We start from the raw sequence: 17,269 nt of genomic DNA on the forward strand, positions 1-17,269 counted from the left end.
GTCAGACGCCCCGAGAGGAGGGAGCGGCGGACTCGGCGGCGCCACGGCGCCTGCGCACGACCCAGAACACCGTGCTGCCCACGACGACGGTGGCACCGACGCCGATCACGCCGGCGAGACCGCCGGACAGGCGGGCGTCGGAGACGTCTTCGACGCCGTAGCCCGCGAGCGGGGAGCCGTCCGACGCGTGCCGCCCGGTCTTCTTGTCGATGCCCTGGTCGTGGGCGACCTTCATCAGCCCGTCCGGGCTGGCGGAGGCGTAGAAGCTGACGAAGCCGGCCAGCACGAGGGAGGCGACCAGACCGGTGAGCCACACCTTGCGGTGGTGGGGGTACCTCCCTGCTCGAGCGGAGCCGAGAGCTTGGGGGAGGGCGGCGGCGGGGACCGGGCGGGCGGGCGGTGCGTCGACCAGTTCGCCGTTCACCCGCAGCTTCAGCCGCTGCCGCAGCCCCCGCGCGCCGTACACGAGGTCCGGCCGTACGGCGATGACGGCGCCGACGGTCAGCGCGGTGATCGCGGCCTCGCCGAGGCCGATGAGGACGTGGACGCCGATCATGGCGGTGGCGACCTTGCCGATGGCGACGTCGGTGGTGCCGCCGAGCGCGTAGATCAGGGTGAAGGCGACGGCGGCGGCCGGGACGGAGAGCAGGGCGGCGGCGAAGGAGGCGACGGTGACGGAGCGGCGCCGGCGCGGCAGCACCTTCACCAGGCCGCGGAAGACGGCGTACCCGACGACCGTCGTGACGAGCGCCATGTCGGTGATGTTCACGCCGAGCGCGGTCAGCCCGCCGTCGGCGAAGAGGATGCCCTGCATGAGCAGGACGACGGAGACGCACAGGACACCGGTGAAGGGGCCGACGAGTATCGCGGCGAGCGCTCCGCCCAGGAGATGGCCGCTGGTCCCGGCCGCCACGGGGAAGTTCAGCATCTGCACGGCGAAGATGAACGCCGCGACCAGGCCGGCCAGGGGCGCGGTCCGCTCGTCGAGTTCCCGGCGGGCCCCGCGGAGACTGACCGCGAGGGCACCGGCGGCGACGGCTCCGGTGGCGGCGGACAGAGGGGCGTCGATGAATCCGTCAGGCACATGCACGGTTCGATGATAGAGGCTTGTTGCGAACTCCTTGCAAGAGCGAGAAGGTCGTGCGTGCCGGACGGGGCGCGCGCGAGGAGTGCGGGATGCCGGGCGTTCGACGGGCGCCCTCGTGAAAATGTGCGAGGCTGGAGAGAAAGCGGAATCCCAGCTTTCGGATAGGTCACCCAGTGTGAGGGGTCGTCCGATGTCGGTAGTCGAACAGTACGCACGAGCTCACATAGTCACGGACCACGACCTGCGGGATGAGAACGCCGCCGTACCGGTCGTCCTGCGCTACGACCCCGAAGCCGACCCGCGTGTGGTGCGCATCGGACTTCCCGGCCCCCACGAGTGGGCGTTCCCCCGGGCGCTGCTGGAACAGGGCCTGCGCGCCCCGACCGGCACCGGCGCCGTCCGGGTGTGGCCCTGCGGCCGGGTGCAGGCCGTCATCGAGTTCCACTCCGCCGGGGGCGTCGCGGTGGTCCAGCTCGAGACCAAGACGCTGATCCGCTTCCTGCAGCGGACCTACCGAGCCGCCGCGGAGCCCGTCGCGGAGCCCGTCGGACACCGGGGACCTGCGGAGCCCGTCGGACACCGGTGACCTGCGGAACCCGTCGGACACCGGGGACGTCGCGGGTGGGGCTCAGCTCCCCGTCCTCAGCAGGGTCGCCACGATCGGGCCCGCCGTGTCGCCGCCGTGGCCGCCCTGCTGCACCACGCCGGCGGCCGCGAGGTCGCCGCGGTAGGCGGTGAACCAGCCGTTCGGCTTCTTCTGGCTGTCGACCTCCGCCGAGCCGGTCTTCGCGCCGTAGTCCGGGCCGAGACCGGACATGGCCTCGGCGGCCGTGCCGTAGTCCGCGGTGAACTTCATCAGCTCCCGCAGCTGGGACAGCGTGGACGCGGACAGCGTGCGGGAGGCCGTGGCGAGCGTGCGGCCGTCGGTCTTCGGGGACACCAGGTAGGGCTGGTGGAAGCTGCCCGTCCTGACCGTCGCGGCCACCGACGCCATGTTCAGCGGGTTCATCCGCACCCCGCCCTGGCCGATCAGCGAGGCCGCCATCTGGGCCGCGCTCTGTACCGGCACCGCGCCGTCGAAGGACGGCACACCGATCGCCCAGTTGTTCATCGACAGACCGAAGACCTGCTGTGCCTGCCGCGTCAGGTCGGCGTTCTCGAGTTTGCCGGCCTGGCTGATGAAGGCCGTGTTGCAGGAGCGGGCGAAGCTCGCCTTGAACGTGCCGTTCTTGATCTCGAAGTCCTTGTCGTTGTGGAACTTCCACCCGCCGTAGGTGAAGGTCTTCGGGCACGGGTGCTGCTTGTCGGCCGAGGCGAGGTGCTTGTCGATCAGCAGCGAGGAGGTGATGACCTTCATCGTGGAGCCGGGGGCCAGGGAACCCTGGAGCGCCGTGTTGAAGCCGTGGTCGGTGTTCGCCACCGCCAGGATCTCGCCGGTCGACGGCCGCACCACGACCACCGACGCCCGCTTACTCTTGGCCACCTGCTTCTCGGCGACCGCCTGGAGCGTCGGGCTCAGCGTCGTCCGCACCGTGCCCGGGGTGCCCTTGCTCAGCTCCACCAGCGTCTTGTCGGAGAGTTCGGCCTTCTGTGACGCCTTGCCGCGGATCACCCGCAGTTCGACGCCGGCCTTGCCGCCGGCCGTCTTGCCGTACTTCTCGCGCAGCCCGTCCAGCACGGTGCCCAGCGACGGGTAGTCGGCCGTGGTCAGCTCGTCGCCGTCGCGGTCCAGCGCCTTCACCGGCGGGGTGCCGGAGGCGCCCGTCACCAGGGTGTCGCCGTCCTTCAGGTCGGGGTGGACGACGGAGGCGTGCCAGTCGACCACCGGCTTCCCGTCCGTGGCGCGCCGGACGATGGTGAGCGCGCTGTCGTACGCCAGCGGCTTGGTCAGCCCCTTGTACGCCACGGTCGCCCGCACGGAGAACGGGACCTTGCCGCCCGTGCCCGTGCCCGCGGTCAGCGTGACCTGCTCCAGGTGGGCGTCCCGGGTGTAGCCGGTGAGCAGGGCGGTGGCCGCGGCGGAGTCGTTCGTGGCGGCCGCCGCCTCGGCGGGCCGGCCCTGCTGCCACGCCGTCAGGAAGCGCTCGGTGGTGGTCCGCACCTCGGCCGCCGTCAGCGGGCCGGTCTTTACCGAGTGCTGGGGACGCGGCGCGGACTGGGTCCCCTTGCCGTCGTCGGCCGCCGGTCCGCCACCCCACAGCGCGTACGCGCCGAAGCCCGCGCCGCCGACGGCGACCACGGCGATCACTCCGCCGATCACCGCCGGATTCGTTCTCCGCTGCTCGGTGACGCGCCTTCTCTTGCCCACTGCCTTCCGTCCTTCACGATTTCCCAGGGCCCCCGCCACCCTCACGCACCCCAACGACGGCTCCTACCCTAGGGGCCTGTTCCACGTGTGCGACTTCGGACACCTGTCCGTAGCAGACCTGCGACATTAGCCCCGGGGTACGGGGTGGTGGGAGGGCGGGGGTCCGTGGCCGGGGGCTCGGGGTGGTGGGCGGGCGGGGTCGCGTGGCCGGGGGCCGCCTCAGCGGCCCGCGCGCAGGACGGCCGCCACGATCGGGCCCGCCGCGTCGCCGCCGTGCCCGCCCTCCTGGGTCATCGCGGCGGCGGCCACGTCATCCCGGTAGCCGGTGAACCAACTGTTGGACTTCGCCTGCCCGTCGACCTCGGCGGAGCCGGTCTTCGCGCCGACGCTCCCGGTCAGCCCGGACATCGCGACGGCCGCGGTGCCGCTGGTGGCGGTGCGGTTCATCATCTGCCGCAGCTGCGCGACCGTGCCCGCCGACAGGCCCTCGGCCCGGGCGAGTTCACGGTCGTCGAGGTCCTGCGGGACGATGACGGGCTGCCGGAACGCGCCCGTCATCGCGGTCGCCGTCACCGACGCCATGTTCAGGGGGCTCATCTGCACCTGACCCTGGCCGATGAGGTTGGCCGCCTTGTCCGGGCCGCCGGAGGCGGGGACCGAGCCGTCGAAGGACGGGATGCCGGTCTTCCAGTCGTCCCGTCCGAGCCCGAAGCGCCGCTCCGCCTCCTCGTTCAGGGACTCCACCTTCAGCGAGTCCGCGAACTTGATGAAGGCGGTGTTGCAGGAGCGGGCGAAGCTCTCCGAGAGTGTCGCCCGGGGGTTCGGGGCCATGTTTTTGAGGTTGTGGAAGGTCTGGCCCTCCCACATCGCGTCGGGCGGGCAGGGCGCGGCGCCGCTCGCCGTGGTGAGTCCCGTGTCGATGAGGGTGGCGGCACTGACGATCTTCATGGTGGAGCCGGGGGCGAGTCGGCCGAGGAAGGCCGCGTTCCAGCCGTCGGCGCGGTGGTTGGCCACCGCGAGCACCTCGCCGGTGGAGGGCTTGACCGCGACCACGGACGACTCGGCGTACCGCTGCACCGCCCGTTCGGCCGCCGCCTGCGCGCTCGCACGGAGCGTCGTGCGCAGTCTGCCCGGGCGGCCCTTGGCGAGGGTGACCAGCGGGGTCTCGGCGGCGTCGGTGCCTTCGCCGCTCTCGTGCCGGATGCTCAGCTCGACGGCGGGCGTGCCCCCTGCCTTGTCCCCGTACTTGGCGCGCAGTTCGTCCAGAATCGGCCCGAGGGAGGGGTACTTGTCCTTCGTCAGCACCTTGCCGTCGCGGTCCACGGCCTCGATCGGCGGGGCGGCCGACTCACCGGTGGCGAGCGTGTCGCCCTTCTTCAGCGCGGGATGCACGACGGACGGCTGCCAGTCGACCAGCGGGCGGTGGGTGTTGGTACCGCGCACCACGGTCAGCCGGCTGCGGTAGGCGAGCGGCTGGGACCTGCCGCCGTAGGACACGGTGGCCCGCACGGAGAAGGGCACGGTGGCACCGGTGGCCGCGCCGGGCGTGATCCTGACGTCCGTGATGTGCGCGTCCCGCCCGTAGGCCGACAGCAACCGCTCGGCCGCGTCGGGGAAGTTCGTGTACGACGCCGCGGTCGCCGCCCGCCTCTTCTCCCAGGCCGCGAAGAACTTCGCCGAGGTGTCCTTCACCTCGTCCCCGCTCGGCGGCCCGGTCCGCACGGGCGCGGGCCCGCCGTCACCGCTGAGCGCGGACACCACGTTGAACGCCCCGTACCCGGCCCCGCCCACCATCACGACGACCACCCCGCCGACGATCGCCGCCTTGACCCCCTTGCGCATGGAAGCGCTCCCTCCCCGTTTCTCCTCCCGCACTGTAAGTGGCGGAAGGGGATCCTGTGAGGGCTGTTTTCGGATGTTGGCCGAACTTGGATTGCCTTGAGGCGCGGGGCCCGGAGGCGGGACGATGCTTCAGCCATGGAGCCGACCTGCAGGTGTGCGACCTGGCGCCGTCGGAGGGAGGCAACGACGTCGCCGCCCGTGAAGTGAAGAGCTGCGCCGACGGGCCGGCGACCTGTACTGGTCCGGGCAGGCGAAGCGGCTCGGCTCAGCCGTGTCGACTCGCGCAGGAGCCCGCGGCCTGCCGGGCGCGCTGGTCGTCGCCGGGCAGCGGGAGCCGGGCCAGATGGGACTCGCGCAGCACGCTCACGGTGGGCCGGACCGCGAACAGGATCGACCCGACGAGGAACAGCCAGTCCGCCTGAAGTGCCATCGAGTCGAAGAAGAAGAAGGCGCTGCCGATGACGAACGCGACCGCCGCGGCGAACTCGACGGTGGTGTAGATGATCTGGTAGCGGCCGTAGATCTCTGCATGACGGGGGCTCGCCGCGGCCCGCCGCGGGTCGAAAAGCCTACTGCTCAACCGTATGGTCTCCTTCGCGGCGGACAGCGTGCCCCCGGCGGGCAGGCTTGATGGATCAGGCCATGCTCAAGTCACACCTGGGTTGCCTGCCCGGCCGCCTCGTAAACCTCGAGGGGATCCCCCGGGTGCGGGCCAGCTTGGGCCATCCCGGGCCGTTCGAGGGTGGCCGGCAGCTACCGGCGACCAACAACAACCACGAGGACGCGGCCGCAGCCGCGCCCTCGTCGTGTGTCCGCCCGGCTAGACCCAGGTGTCCAGCCACATTCGTGCCCGCCAGTCGTCGATCGGGATGGCGGTGCCGGTGTACAGGGGCCAGAAGTAGATGAAGTCTGCGTGATCTGGCCCCGTAGTGCCCCGACCAGGGCGTTTGCTGCCGGCCGGGGCCGGATCAGGCGGCTTGGGCCGTCTCTGGGCCGTGATCTTGAGGATTGGACGCCAGATAGAGGCTGTCGACGGCCTTGCGGGTGCGTCCCTCACTGCTCGGCATGAGGTGCGTGTAGGTCCGGAGCGTGAACCCCGGATCGCTGTGACCGAGGTACTGACTCAGGGCCCGGATGTTCTCGCCCGCGTCCAGTAGGACCGACGCGTAGAAGTGCCTGAGCGCGTGCATGCCGTGTTCAGGGGCCGACGCGTACCGTTTGCCTGCCTCCCGCGCCGGGATGATGCCGGCGGCGGCCAGAGCGGGCTTCCAGTGGTGGTCGTTGAAGTTGCTCACGCGGACGTGATTGCCCTCCGGCCCGCTGAACAGGAGCCGCTTCGTCACGAGGGGGCCGTCCGGTGTGCGCCACGGGAGAGCCACGGTGATGGGCTCGAACTCCTTCGAGTGGTCCCGGAGCGCGGTCGCCACAGCTTTGGGGAGGGGCACGTCCCGGACCTTGCCGCCTTTCGGCAGGGCGAAGACGTACTTGCCCCGGATGCGCTTGAGCTGATGACCGACGGCCATCCAACCGCCCTCATAGTCGATTTCCTCGACGGCCAGACCGAAGATCTCGCCCTGCCGCAGCCCGCAACCCGCCCCGGCGTCCACTGCCGCCTGATAGCGGCGGGGGAGAGCAGCGCGTACTCCGAAGACCTGCACGGCAGTCCACGGGATGACGCGTGGCTTGCCGGGCTTCGGGAGCTGCACCGTGCGGGCCCGGCACGGGTTCTTGCCGAGTAGCCCGTCATCGACCGCCGCGCTCAGCGCAGCCGACACAGTGCCAACGATGATGCGGCGATGCGACTCCGCCGGCACGGTCGCCTCCAGGTCGGCGATCCAGGCACGGATGTGCTCCGGCTTGAACGAGCCGAGCGGGCGTGAGCCGATGTGGGGATAGGCGTGTAGGCGGAGCCGACGTTCCGCAGCCTCACGGCTGTTGATTTCGCCGGTGTGCGTCTTGACCCAGCGCTCCGCGTACTGCCGGAACGTGGTCCGCGCGTTGCGCGGGTCGACGTACTGTCCGCGTGACATATCCGCTTCGATCTCGGCGAGCCACTGTTTGGCGAGCCGCAGTTCCTTGTCACGGAAGGATTTGCTTTTCTCGGTGCCGTCCGGGCCGATGTACCGGGCGCGGTAACGGAGCCCGGTGCCATGACGGTCGGTCGTGACCTTGACGGGCTTGCCATCAGGACCGGTGACGGTCTTGAACCAGCGGTCTTGGATGTGTCCTGCCACGTGGCAGCGGTCCTCTCAACGTGCAACCGGGAGAGCCGCTGACTCGCGACTCTCCCGGCCGGCCTTTGTGGTGATTCAGTCAGGTGGCGCCGTTGTCGGCGCTCTTACGCTGGGCGACGTACGCACGGACGTCAGCGGGGTCGTAGCGGACGTACTTACCGATGCGGAATCCGCGCGGGCCGATGCGCTTCTTGCGCCACTGGTAGACCGTTTCCTTGGGCACCTCGAAAATTTCGGCGATGTCGTCGGGGGTGAGGTAGCGGTCAGGGAGACCGCCACGGAGGATGGCGCGGGGGTCCGGCCGATCAAGTGCGGTATCGATGAGGCGCCTCCGTACGGGATGTCTCGGGAGTCCGTGTGTGTCCGAGGTGCGGATTTCTGCGTCACCCGCGTCATCTGCGTCATTCACGCCTCCGACCTGCGGTTTCGGGATGACGCACGGTCCGGAGGGTGCGTCATCGGTGACGCAAACCTTCGTCATCGGGTGACGCAGGTGACGCGGGGTGACGCTGGAATCGGCCGTCTGCGTCACCGCCCTTTCGGCAGGTCACCGGCCGTTTGCGGGGTGTGGGTGACGCAGGTGACGCAGCGTCTCCCTACTTGGGACAAAGAGGGAGTGCTATCTGTTGTGGTGCGCGGCTCAGAGCGTGAAGAAGGAGCCGCTTCGCGGCGCGACCATCGCAGGGCGGCGCCGCCGCCGAACAGCAAGAGGAGCACGCGGCGCCGGGTGCTCCTCTTGCTTGTTGCGGCAGGCGTCGTGCCGCGCGGTCAGAACGCCGCTTCCTGCTCGTGCGGGGACGGTGCGACGGCCGGCCGCGCGATCTCGATGTAGCGGGACGTCTTGGTGCGTCCCCAGTCGATGAGGACGCCCCGGGCCGCAAGGGTGGGCTGAAGGCGCTTGAGACGGTCTGAGAGCACCTTGCCGGTGGTCGGCCACCCTTTAGGCAAGGGACGGAAGTCCTCGCCCGCGTAAAGGCCTGTAAGGCAGTGCAGCCACTCGGCCGACGTCATCCGCTGCTCGGTCCCCGGATCGATGTCAGCGGCGTGCTTGAGCACGGTCTGCGCCAACAGGTCGCCCTCAATGACGTCGTCGTTGAGGTCGTCCAGGCTGGCCCGGTAGGCGGCGAGCGCCCCGAGACCGGTGGCCGCGTCGAGCTGCGCGCACAAGTGCGCGAAGTCAGCCATGCGCAGGTCCGTCGGGATGTCCGCCTCCGCAGCTCGCACCTGCACGGTGAGGTCCAGGAGCGAGCCGAGGATGACGGGCAGCACCTCTGCGAAGTCGGACCACAGTTCCGCCTCGGTGCGCCGCACGCGGGGCCGTTCCAACCGCAGCGGCAGGAGCCGTTCTGCGAGGTCGGGCCGGATCACCCCGACGTCGATGCCGGTCAGGAGCAGAGGCCGGCGATATCCGACGCGGAAGACGTCCCCGTCGGTGAACAGGGCGCGCTTGACGTTCTCTGCGCCGGTCACGATGCAGCACATCGCATCCGACAGCTCCGGGGTCATGTGGGAGAGATTGTCCAGGGCGGTGACCCAACCGGCCGCCACCGCAGTGATCAGGTTCTCCTCATCCTTCGGCGCCCGGCGAAGATCCCCGGTCATGCCCTCGATGATCCGCACGAGCATCCGCCCGCCGGTGGACTTGCCCGCACCCTGCGGACCGGTGAGGAACGGGGCCGGGACGGGCACCGTCGGCCCCAGGCAGCCGATGAGCCAGGCGATGGCCAGGCACTCGGTTTCCGCGGTGGCGAAGTTGCACAGCCGCATCAGCAGGTCGATGCCCTTGCCGTCGGTGTCCTTCGCAGGCAGGGGCAGTTCACCAGTGAGCTGGGTGCGGCGCCAGCACACCTCACGCGGGTCCGGGACGGCGATGTCCCAGCCGGTGGGGTGGATACGCACGGACTGCCCGTCGCTGCGGCCCAGGTCCAGCCATGTCGACCCGTCGAATCCGGGAGCGACGCGGATATGTACGGGCTGCACGTCCTCGGTCAGCGCGAGTGCCTCGATCAGGTCCAGCGCTTCCTTCATGGCGGTGCCGTTGAACACGCCGATACCGTCCTTGAACAGTCCGACCATGAGTTCCTGCCGATGGCTGCCCGTCGTGCCCTGGGAGCGGATCGGGCGGGCCACAGGGTGGCCGTTCCGCTGTGCGTACACGGTGCCGTCGGCGGTGCGGAAGTACCGGAAGTGGGATCGCGCGTAATCGATGATGACCTCGCGGGCGGGGTTCTTGTCGTCGTCGGACATGGGTCACAGTCCCAACGTGGTGCGGGCGTTGGACCATGCGGCGGTGCAGTGCCGCAGGGTCTCACCCTTGGCCTGCGCGGCGGCGAACAGCCGCGCGACGTGAGCGTCGGTGAGGCAGCCGCAGCGGCCGTGTGTGGACAGCACTGCCAGGAAGGCCCCGTAGACAGTGGCGTGCACCGCGCTGGTGGCTTGCGTGATGCGCTGCTCCGCCATGGCGAGGCCGCGTTCCAGGAAGACGGGCGTGCGGTGGGGGCACTCTCCGCCGCCGGACCGTGCGGGCACGGAGATGGAACGGGGCGCCGGCCGGACGGTAGGCGGTTCCTTCAGGGCCAGCGCGCGGACGGTGTTGGGGAGGACGGTCAGGGTGCCGGCGCCAGGTCCGAGGTAGCGGGCGTAGGCCATGGTCGACTTGATGTCGACACCGGGGCGGACCGCGTTGCGTGACGACATGGCGCCCCTGTAGATCCAGTGCTCACCGCGCGTCGTCGGCACGGTCCGGGTGGCAGGCAGGGCGGTTCGGGCCCACGCGATGGCATCCGCGTCATCCAGATCCACTACGGTCAGAGCGGCGCCGCCGGGGTGGTAGGCGATGGCGACGGCCCGTCGCCATGCGGCCGTCCACGCCGGGGAGGAGAGGACGGCCGGATCGGTGGTGGCGGCGGCCCATCCGTGGCACGGGGCCGGGCACCGGCAGGGACCTGCCGCCTTCATGTTGGGTCGGTCCCCACAGCCGCTGTTCTTGCAGTCGGGGCAGTTGCCGAACGGCACCTTCCCCCTGCGCAGGGGAAGCACGGGTAGACCGCCGGCCGCCAGACGCAGGGCGGTACGCAGGTGATCGCTCGTGCTGCCGCGCCCATGGCCGGGCACTGGTCGGATGTCGGTGGCTTGGGTCATGCTGGGTTTCTCCAGTCCTGTTGAGGGTGCTGGGATGAGGGCGGCCCCGCGTTCTTGCCGGAAAGGGGGGTCGCCCTCTTGCCTGCCGCTAGGAAAAGGCGGGGCAGGCTGTCAGCGGGGGTCGCTAAGGTCGCGGCATGACGACGACCGTTGATCTTGTGCCGGGCCTGATCACGACGCGGGATGCCATCGCGGCGACCTACGGCTGTGGGACCTTCCAGGGCATCGAACCTGCCGACAGGGCGGGCAAGGTATTCGTGTTCTCCGACCCGTCAGCGGGCGAGGAGTACGGGTACACCTTCGACGGACGCGCGGAAGACGACGAGTACGGGCCCCTGTACCTGTACACCGGGGCCGGCGCGAAGGGGGACCAGAAGCCGTCGGGGCGCAATGGATCGCTGCTCACCCACGTGGAGAAGAACCGTGAGCTGCATCTGTTCGTCGCCCACGGCAGGGTGCCCGGTGGTGGGGCGATGCTCCAGCGCTACATCGGTCAGATGGTGCTGGACCCCATCAAGCCTTACGACATTCGGCGCGGGCCCGGCCAGGACGGCGTCATGCGCAACGTTTTGGTCTTCCGCTTCAGGCCGGCTGGAGGAACGACGCCGGCCTGGACCGAAGCAGACCGCGTGCCGGCCGCCACAAAGACATCGGTGGCAATCACCGATCCCGCGGGGCCGGTACCGACGCCGGCACCGGTCGCGGTGCCCAAGCAGAACGCGGTGAAGGTCAAGGCGACCGAGCAGCACACCACTGCTGAGACAGTCGCCGACATTCCCGCCGCGCAGCGCAAGGTCTTGCGGCGCGAAGGCGAGTTGGTCACGGCGTTCACGGCCCATCTGGCAGCGGCGGGCCACACGACCCACAGCTTCCAGTTCACCATCAAGGGCGAGCCTGGGGCGCTGACCCCTGACCTGTACGACGCGCCGGATCACGCGCTGTATGAGGCTAAGGGGATGACAACCCGGGCCAACGTGCGGATGGCGATCGGACAGCTCCTCGATTATCGCCGACGCGTCCCCAACCGGGACGAACTGCGCTTGGCGGTGTTGCTGCCGAGCGAGCCCACCGACGACGTGAAGGAACTCCTGAAGGAGCTGGGCATCGGCTTGGTCTACCAGACCGAGGACGGCTTCGCAGGCTGGCCCCTGGCCGACAAGCAGCCCTAACCGCGGAAGTGATTCCGCTTGATGACGGCCTTGCGGATGTTGACCGTCGTCCCGGCGCCGCCGCGGGGGCGGTGACCGAGGACCTGGAGGGCGATGAACCCGCCGAAGATGACAGCGGCGAGGATGACGAGCTGCTGGATGAGCGCGGCGAGCGCGGCGATGAAGGTGGTGAGCAGCAGCAGGCCACCGCAGACGGCAAGGAACCCGACGCCTCCCAGAGCTACGTTCACCGCCGTCCGGGACAAGGTCGGCTTGGCCTCGAGCGGTTCGGGCTGAACCGGGTTGACGGCGTAGCCGGTGACGACCCGCCCGTCCGGCAGGACCACGCTCGCCACGGTCGGCAGGCTATCCGGCTGCACCGGCACGAGCGGCACCGATACCGGCACGATGCGCACGATCGGTTTCGGGTGGTGTACTTCGCCCGCCCGCTGTGCGGGCACGCGAGGGGTGTTCTCGGGGTACATGCGGAATCCCTTCCGGTAGTTGGCCAGGGAGACAGAGACACCCCCTTCGGGGTGCCGTGTGGAGGGGTATTCGGGGGGTGTGACCTGCACGCCTCCCTGACTCCCTGAACGATCATCTGTGCAGGTCAGGGACAAGGAGGCGGGTCAGGGAGGCGTTCAGGGAGTTCTCCCTGCCTCCCTGACCCGTCGGGGGTCGGCTCCCTGTCATCCGCCAGCGGAAGCGGAACCGTCTCTGTCGCGGTTGGCGAGGGCGCGGGCAACGCGGTCGCGGGCGACGACCATGACGCCGTCGGACTTGTAGGGTTCGGCGCCGGCGTCGTCCAGGACGCGCTTGAGGTCGATGAACGACCAGCCGCCGTAGGCGTCCGCGTTCCGCGTGGCGAGCCGCGCTAGCACGTCCTTCGTCCGCACACGGGGCGCATCGCCGATGACGGTGGCGATGTCGGCGAGCGGGTCGTGTTCCTCGCCCCGCTCGATGGCGTGCAGGGTGGTCACGCCGTCGCGCAGGGCCTTGGCCCGGTCGGTGATGGCCTCGGCTGCGTCGTCGTCGATGTAGTGCGTGCGCACCGTGATGGACGACTGTCCGGCCGGGATGGTGATCCCGTCGGAGGCGACGACCAGGGTTCCCCGGTCCAGGCCCGGACGCAACAAGTTCGGAGCCGCGCCCCCGTCGACGGCCTTGTCCCCGAGCGCCATGCGGGCCTGCGACTCGGTGCCCAAGGCGAGGGAGGCGCGGGTGTGGGCGCCCTCGCGGACCAGCTTGGGAAGGTTCTCATTGGTCGGGTCCTGGGTGCCCTGCCACATCAGCACGTTCACGGCCCGCCCCTGGTTGTGGATCTTCCGGACAGCCATGAAGTACCGGGAGTTGGCCTTCGACCCGCCATAGGGGCGCTTGGCCTCGTCCTTGGCCGGGCACATGAACGCCACCTGTGCCTCGTCGACCAGCACGATCAGCGGCGGGAACACGGTGCCGGGCGGCGCCTGGATGCGGCGGTTCATCTCGTCCACCGCGCCCTCGACCATCTCGGTCACCTGGATCACGTGCTCATCGGTCGGGCCCTGGATCAAGGTCGTGGCGAGCCCGTCGAACATGGCCCAGTCGCCCACGCCCTTGAGGTCACCCATGAGGAACTGCACCGACTTGTCCAGCGAGAGCCACAGAGCCAAGGAGCGCAGGGCCACGGTCTTGCCCTGGTTCGACAGACCGGTGATCAGGAGGTGGCGCTGGTACAGGCTCAGTGCGGCAGCGTCCCCGCGAAGGTCCTGCCCCCAGGGCGCCTTGCCCTTGGCGTAGTCCGCGGTCATCGTGTCGTCGGTGACCAGCGGGGACGGGCCGATCGGCTCATCCAACGCCCCTGAGTCCGCGATCCACAGCCGTACCGTCCGCGCGGCCTGCGGGATGGTGATGAACACCTCGTGCTCGTGCCGGGTCAGGTTCTCGGCAAGCTTGCGGCGCTTGTTCTGCACCTCGTTGGTCGACACCCCGGAGGGAAGGGTCACGTCGACTTCCACGCCGCATCCGGCGATGGTGATCGGTCCGAGCATGCTCGCGCCGGCGTCGCCCATCTCCTTGATGGCGTTGCGCAGGGCGGGGACTCCGAGGTCGCGCAGGGCCTTGACCACGATGGACGGCGTGATCGGTTCACCCTCGCCGTTGCGGACGTTCGCCGGGAGTGCCCAGTTCGGGGCGGCCTGCTGCTTGCGGCCCACGGACCACAGGGCGAGCAGGGCCAGGAACGGGCCGATCGTAAGCGCCGGACCCCACACGATCTGCACGATGCGAATCAGCAGGGCGATGAAGTCGATGGTCGCCGACAGAGGGGTGATGACGTCGCCGACGTGGCTGGTGTTGATAGCCATGACGACTCCGAGGGCGACCAGGACACCGACGCTCATGCCGGCGCCGACGGCCACTCCCTTGGCGGCCTCCACGGGCGAGTGCAGGAGGTCCATGCGGCGGTGATGGCGGGCGGCGCGGAAGCGCTGCAACCGGTCCTCCCACTCTTCGGCCGCTTCCAGGTTCCCCGCGGCCTCCGCCGCCCGGATCATCCGCTCATAGCGAGAGCCGGTACGGCCGTCCCAGGTACGACGGGCCACGATCCGCCCGCCGTTGAGGGTGTAGAGGCTGTGCCGGGCAACCGCCCGCGCCGTCGCCCGGGTCGACTCGTGCGTGGCGGCCGTCTTCACGGCACGCCCGGAGCGGACCCAGAGCGGCACAGACCGGACCGGCGGCGCGTCGGGTACGACGGTGAGCACGGTGGGGGCGGTATCGGGGGTCGGCGGGTCGGTGGGCTTGTGGAGGTGGACGACGTTCTCAGACATGCTGGAAGTGCTCCTGACTGCCCATAAGGGCGGAAGTAAGGGAGAGGGCCGGGGTGGCCGTGTCCGTGGAAAGAGGCGGTCACCCCGGCGTGATGGCTGTTCAGAACCAGCCGGACGATTTCCTCTTGGCCTTATCGCGGGCGGCCTCGGTGATGAGCCGCTGACGCTCGCCGTGCAGGGCGGTCAGTTCCGCGTTCAGCCGCATCTCGGCCGCGTTGCCGGTGGCGTCCATCCGCTCCTCGGCGCGGCCCGCGCTACGGCCCCGGGCCACCTTGTAGGCGCCGCCGGCCAGGGCACGGGCCATGGCCCGGCGCTCACTGCCGTTCAGCGGCCACCACTCACCCCGGCGGACTGCTTCCAGCTTCTTGGACGTCGCCTGGATCGCGCGGTCCAGGCGACGGATATCGGCGTTGCGCATGGTCAGGTACTCCTCGGAGAGTCGGCGGGGTCGGGGTAGGCGCAGGGCACGCAGGTTCCGAGCGAGGCGGGGATGACGTAGCCCGCATCGCGGCGGCACTGCGGGCAGATGCGTCGGGCGGCGTTCGCTTTCGCCAGCGCCGCCCACCGACCCGGGGTCATCGGTCGCACGGGCTTGGCGAGGTCGACGCGGTAGAGGTAGGCGACCAGCGGTTCCCGGCGGCGGCGTGGCCGTTCGAGCTGCGCGGCCACGCACTGACCACCGGGTCGCAAGCCGCGCGCCCTGAGCTGGCGGCGGGTGGCGTAGCCGTCCGGGGCCAGGCGCCACCGGTAGACCGGCAGCGCGGCCATCAGGCAACGCGCTTCCACGCGGCCCGCAAACGGACCTCCGAAGCCGAGTGTCCGGCCGCCCGGAACCGGGCGGCCATCTCCCGGTACGACAGCGCCGGAACCTCACTGGTACGGATCTCGTCCACCAGCGCGTCCAGCGCCTCATCGGTGAGCGCCGGCGCGGCCGTTTCCAGCGCCGGAACCGGCTCCGCCGGGCCCCAGACGGGGAGTTCCCAGCGGGGTATGACGCCGGGCGTGACGGTGCTCGTCACGCTGGTCAGCGCCCTGCCGGTCTCCTCGCCCTTCCGCGCCGTCTCCAGCGTCGACCACGCCCCCGCAAGGGTCTGCGCCGTCTTCGCCTGGACGCGTGCGACGCGTGCCCCGGCGGCCGTCACGGCCGTCAGTCGCGTCTCCTCGGTCGCCGCTTCCGCCCGCAGCCGCGCGCGGGCCACGGCCGCTTCGTCGCGTGCCTCCTGTTGGATTCCCCGGATTGCGTCCAGCGCGACCGGGGTGAGCGCCGTGCGCTCCCACAGGCTGTGGACCAGCCACAGGGCCTTGGCGGCGATGGGCAGCCACGCGACAGCCAGCCACGCTCCGGCGGAATGCTCGGCGGTCAGCGCGTGCGCCACGAGGACGCCGGCAGCGAGGATGCCGAAGGACCAGCCGACAGCGGTTACGGCCCGGTTGTGATCGCCCTGCGCAGCCAGCCGGCGTTCGTAGGCGAGGGTGGCGAGCCATCCGCCGTCGATACCAAGACCGACGACAAGCGCGACCGGCCACGGCACCGCCGCACCCAGCCACATCATCACCACCGCAAGGGTGAGCACCATGGACACGGCCGTCATCGCCACGGCCGGCAGCACCGTCTTCGCCTTCACCGGACACCTCCCGCCTGCCCCGCCGAGACAGGGTCGGTGACCGGCTGATCGGCGAACGCGGTCAGCACGACCACCGCGCCGGCGAACGAACCCTCAGCCGCGAGCACGCGGGTGTGGCCGTCGCTCTGGGTGCGGGAGTCGACCGCATCCGGCGCGATCCGCAGCACTGTGCGCCACTGCTCGAACGCGGCCAGACTCTCGCCCGTGGTGTCGTGGAAGGACAGCCGCAGCCGCTCCGGGTAGAGGGGGGACACGTCCACGTCGGGGGCGGGCAGGTGCGGGAAGTCCACGGCCAGCAGCCGCAGGGCCCGCAACGGGACCGTTAGGTCGTCCAGCGTCACAGCGCACCCCCCATAGTGATCACCACGGCGAGGATGAGTAGCAGCCCGCCGGCGGCGGTCAGGTCGACCGCGCGGCGTAGGCCGGTGAACTTGGCGACCGCCAGCCGAGACAGGCCAGCGATGTCGGCGGCCATGTCCCGGTCGACCGCCGCCGTGATCTCCTCAGCCGTGAGGGTGGCCCACAGCGGGAAGCCGTGCCGGCCCGACAAGTTCGGCCGCACCGACCGCAGCAGCAGCCCGGCGGCACCGACCAGCAGAGCCATACCGGCACCGCCGACGATGTTGGCGGCCAGGCTCAGGGGAAGGTCGCGGGCGACCGTCCACGATCCGGCGAGGACGGCCCCGACGAACGCCAGCAGCAGCGCTGTCTTCGCGTCCGTCCGCGTGATCTCCGCTTTGACCTCCGCGTGGGCGGCAGCCAGGTTCTTCTCCGTGGCGCTCACGCGGCACCCCCGGGCAGGCTCGTACCGGCCGCGCGGTTGACCAGCGCGACCCGGGCGGCGAGCGCCCGGCGGCGGGCCCGGCGGATACGCCGCTCGTCCAGCTCGGACGGGGTGCGGTCGAAGGTGACGATGTACGCGTCCAGCAGCTCGACGTCCGCGAGGATCACGGGCATCTCGCGCTCGAGCGCGTCCAGCTCAGCGTTCGTCGGCTCCATGAAGTCGGCGAACGCGGTAACAGCGTCCTGAAGTGTGACAACGTGGTTCATGGGTCGTGGTTCCTTCCACGGAGGAAC

The 17,269-nt window shown here is 70.4% G+C and carries 18 protein-coding genes; 2 read left to right on the forward strand and 16 right to left on the reverse strand.

Annotated elements, in window-relative coordinates:
* Position 1: 1 nt before the first annotated feature.
* The gene (locus tag ACIQ9G_RS24935) at positions 2-1,090 is read right to left on the reverse strand and encodes an energy-coupling factor ABC transporter permease (RefSeq protein WP_403613348.1); all 1,089 of its coding nucleotides are present in this window, start codon (positions 1,088-1,090) and stop codon (positions 2-4) included.
* A gap of 187 nt (positions 1,091-1,277) precedes the next feature.
* Between ACIQ9G_RS24935 and ACIQ9G_RS24940 the strand changes: the two genes are divergently transcribed.
* Positions 1,278-1,673, forward strand: a complete 396-nt coding sequence (locus ACIQ9G_RS24940) for an SsgA family sporulation/cell division regulator (protein ID WP_403613350.1) — start codon at positions 1,278-1,280, stop codon at positions 1,671-1,673.
* 42 nt (positions 1,674-1,715) lie between these two features.
* Here ACIQ9G_RS24940 and ACIQ9G_RS24945 read toward each other — a convergent pair whose 3' ends face one another.
* The 7 genes from ACIQ9G_RS24945 to ACIQ9G_RS24975 form a co-directional block, all read right to left on the reverse strand.
* The gene (locus tag ACIQ9G_RS24945) at positions 1,716-3,395 is read right to left on the reverse strand and encodes a penicillin-binding transpeptidase domain-containing protein (RefSeq protein ID WP_403613353.1); all 1,680 of its coding nucleotides are present in this window, start codon (positions 3,393-3,395) and stop codon (positions 1,716-1,718) included.
* A gap of 219 nt (positions 3,396-3,614) precedes the next feature.
* Positions 3,615-5,237 carry a penicillin-binding transpeptidase domain-containing protein gene (locus tag ACIQ9G_RS24950; protein WP_403613356.1) on the reverse strand — a complete coding sequence of 541 codons (1,623 nt, stop codon included), beginning with the start codon at positions 5,235-5,237 and terminating at the stop codon, positions 3,615-3,617.
* Between the two features lie 265 nt (positions 5,238-5,502).
* The gene (locus ACIQ9G_RS24955; protein WP_403613358.1) at positions 5,503-5,817 is read right to left on the reverse strand and encodes a YrhK family protein; all 315 of its coding nucleotides are present in this window, start codon (positions 5,815-5,817) and stop codon (positions 5,503-5,505) included.
* Positions 5,818-6,205: 388 nt separating this feature from the next.
* Positions 6,206-7,471 carry a tyrosine-type recombinase/integrase gene (locus tag ACIQ9G_RS24960; RefSeq protein ID WP_403613361.1) on the reverse strand — a complete coding sequence of 422 codons (1,266 nt, stop codon included), beginning with the start codon at positions 7,469-7,471 and terminating at the stop codon, positions 6,206-6,208.
* A 79-nt stretch (positions 7,472-7,550) separates the two neighbouring features.
* Positions 7,551-7,793 (reverse strand): helix-turn-helix transcriptional regulator, encoded by a 243-nt coding sequence (locus tag ACIQ9G_RS24965; protein ID WP_403613808.1) that lies wholly within the window; start codon positions 7,791-7,793, stop codon positions 7,551-7,553.
* A 446-nt stretch (positions 7,794-8,239) separates the two neighbouring features.
* Positions 8,240-9,718 carry an ATP-binding protein gene (locus ACIQ9G_RS24970; protein ID WP_403613363.1) on the reverse strand — a complete coding sequence of 493 codons (1,479 nt, stop codon included), beginning with the start codon at positions 9,716-9,718 and terminating at the stop codon, positions 8,240-8,242.
* Positions 9,719-9,721: 3 nt separating this feature from the next.
* Complete coding sequence (locus ACIQ9G_RS24975) at positions 9,722-10,612, reverse strand: bifunctional DNA primase/polymerase (RefSeq protein WP_403613366.1); 891 nt, start codon at positions 10,610-10,612, stop codon at positions 9,722-9,724.
* Between the two features lie 137 nt (positions 10,613-10,749).
* Between ACIQ9G_RS24975 and ACIQ9G_RS24980 the strand changes: the two genes are divergently transcribed.
* Positions 10,750-11,781 carry a hypothetical protein gene (locus ACIQ9G_RS24980; RefSeq protein WP_403613369.1) on the forward strand — a complete coding sequence of 344 codons (1,032 nt, stop codon included), beginning with the start codon at positions 10,750-10,752 and terminating at the stop codon, positions 11,779-11,781.
* Here the strand turns inward: ACIQ9G_RS24980 and ACIQ9G_RS24985 are convergent.
* The 8 genes from ACIQ9G_RS24985 to ACIQ9G_RS25020 form a co-directional block, all read right to left on the reverse strand.
* Positions 11,778-12,245, reverse strand: coding sequence for a hypothetical protein (locus tag ACIQ9G_RS24985; protein WP_403613371.1), 468 nt, complete (start codon positions 12,243-12,245; stop codon positions 11,778-11,780). The two genes, ACIQ9G_RS24980 and ACIQ9G_RS24985, sit on opposite strands and share 4 nt — an antisense overlap.
* Positions 12,246-12,449: 204 nt before the next feature.
* Positions 12,450-14,567 carry an FtsK/SpoIIIE domain-containing protein gene (locus ACIQ9G_RS24990; RefSeq protein WP_403613372.1) on the reverse strand — a complete coding sequence of 706 codons (2,118 nt, stop codon included), beginning with the start codon at positions 14,565-14,567 and terminating at the stop codon, positions 12,450-12,452.
* Between the two features lie 100 nt (positions 14,568-14,667).
* Positions 14,668-14,985 (reverse strand): hypothetical protein, encoded by a 318-nt coding sequence (locus ACIQ9G_RS24995; RefSeq protein WP_403613374.1) that lies wholly within the window; start codon positions 14,983-14,985, stop codon positions 14,668-14,670.
* A 2-nt stretch (positions 14,986-14,987) separates the two neighbouring features.
* Positions 14,988-15,335 carry an RRQRL motif-containing zinc-binding protein gene (locus ACIQ9G_RS25000; protein ID WP_403613376.1) on the reverse strand — a complete coding sequence of 116 codons (348 nt, stop codon included), beginning with the start codon at positions 15,333-15,335 and terminating at the stop codon, positions 14,988-14,990.
* Complete coding sequence (locus ACIQ9G_RS25005) at positions 15,335-16,192, reverse strand: protein spdB (RefSeq protein WP_403613378.1); 858 nt, start codon at positions 16,190-16,192, stop codon at positions 15,335-15,337. Before ACIQ9G_RS25005 ends, ACIQ9G_RS25000 begins: the two co-directional genes overlap by 1 nt.
* Positions 16,189-16,533 carry a hypothetical protein gene (locus ACIQ9G_RS25010; protein WP_403613380.1) on the reverse strand — a complete coding sequence of 115 codons (345 nt, stop codon included), beginning with the start codon at positions 16,531-16,533 and terminating at the stop codon, positions 16,189-16,191. Before ACIQ9G_RS25010 ends, ACIQ9G_RS25005 begins: the two co-directional genes overlap by 4 nt.
* On the reverse strand, positions 16,530-16,976 hold the full coding sequence (locus ACIQ9G_RS25015) for a Pycsar system effector family protein (protein WP_403613383.1): 447 nt from the start codon (positions 16,974-16,976) through the stop codon (positions 16,530-16,532). The genes ACIQ9G_RS25010 and ACIQ9G_RS25015 overlap by 4 nt, the downstream gene beginning before the upstream one ends.
* Positions 16,973-17,242, reverse strand: a complete 270-nt coding sequence (locus ACIQ9G_RS25020; RefSeq protein ID WP_403613386.1) for a DUF6284 family protein — start codon at positions 17,240-17,242, stop codon at positions 16,973-16,975. The genes ACIQ9G_RS25015 and ACIQ9G_RS25020 overlap by 4 nt, the downstream gene beginning before the upstream one ends.
* Positions 17,243-17,269: the final 27 nt, after the last annotated feature.

This window comes from Streptomyces sp. NPDC096152 (assembly GCF_044763235.1).
Classification (GTDB): domain Bacteria; phylum Actinomycetota; class Actinomycetes; order Streptomycetales; family Streptomycetaceae; genus Streptomyces.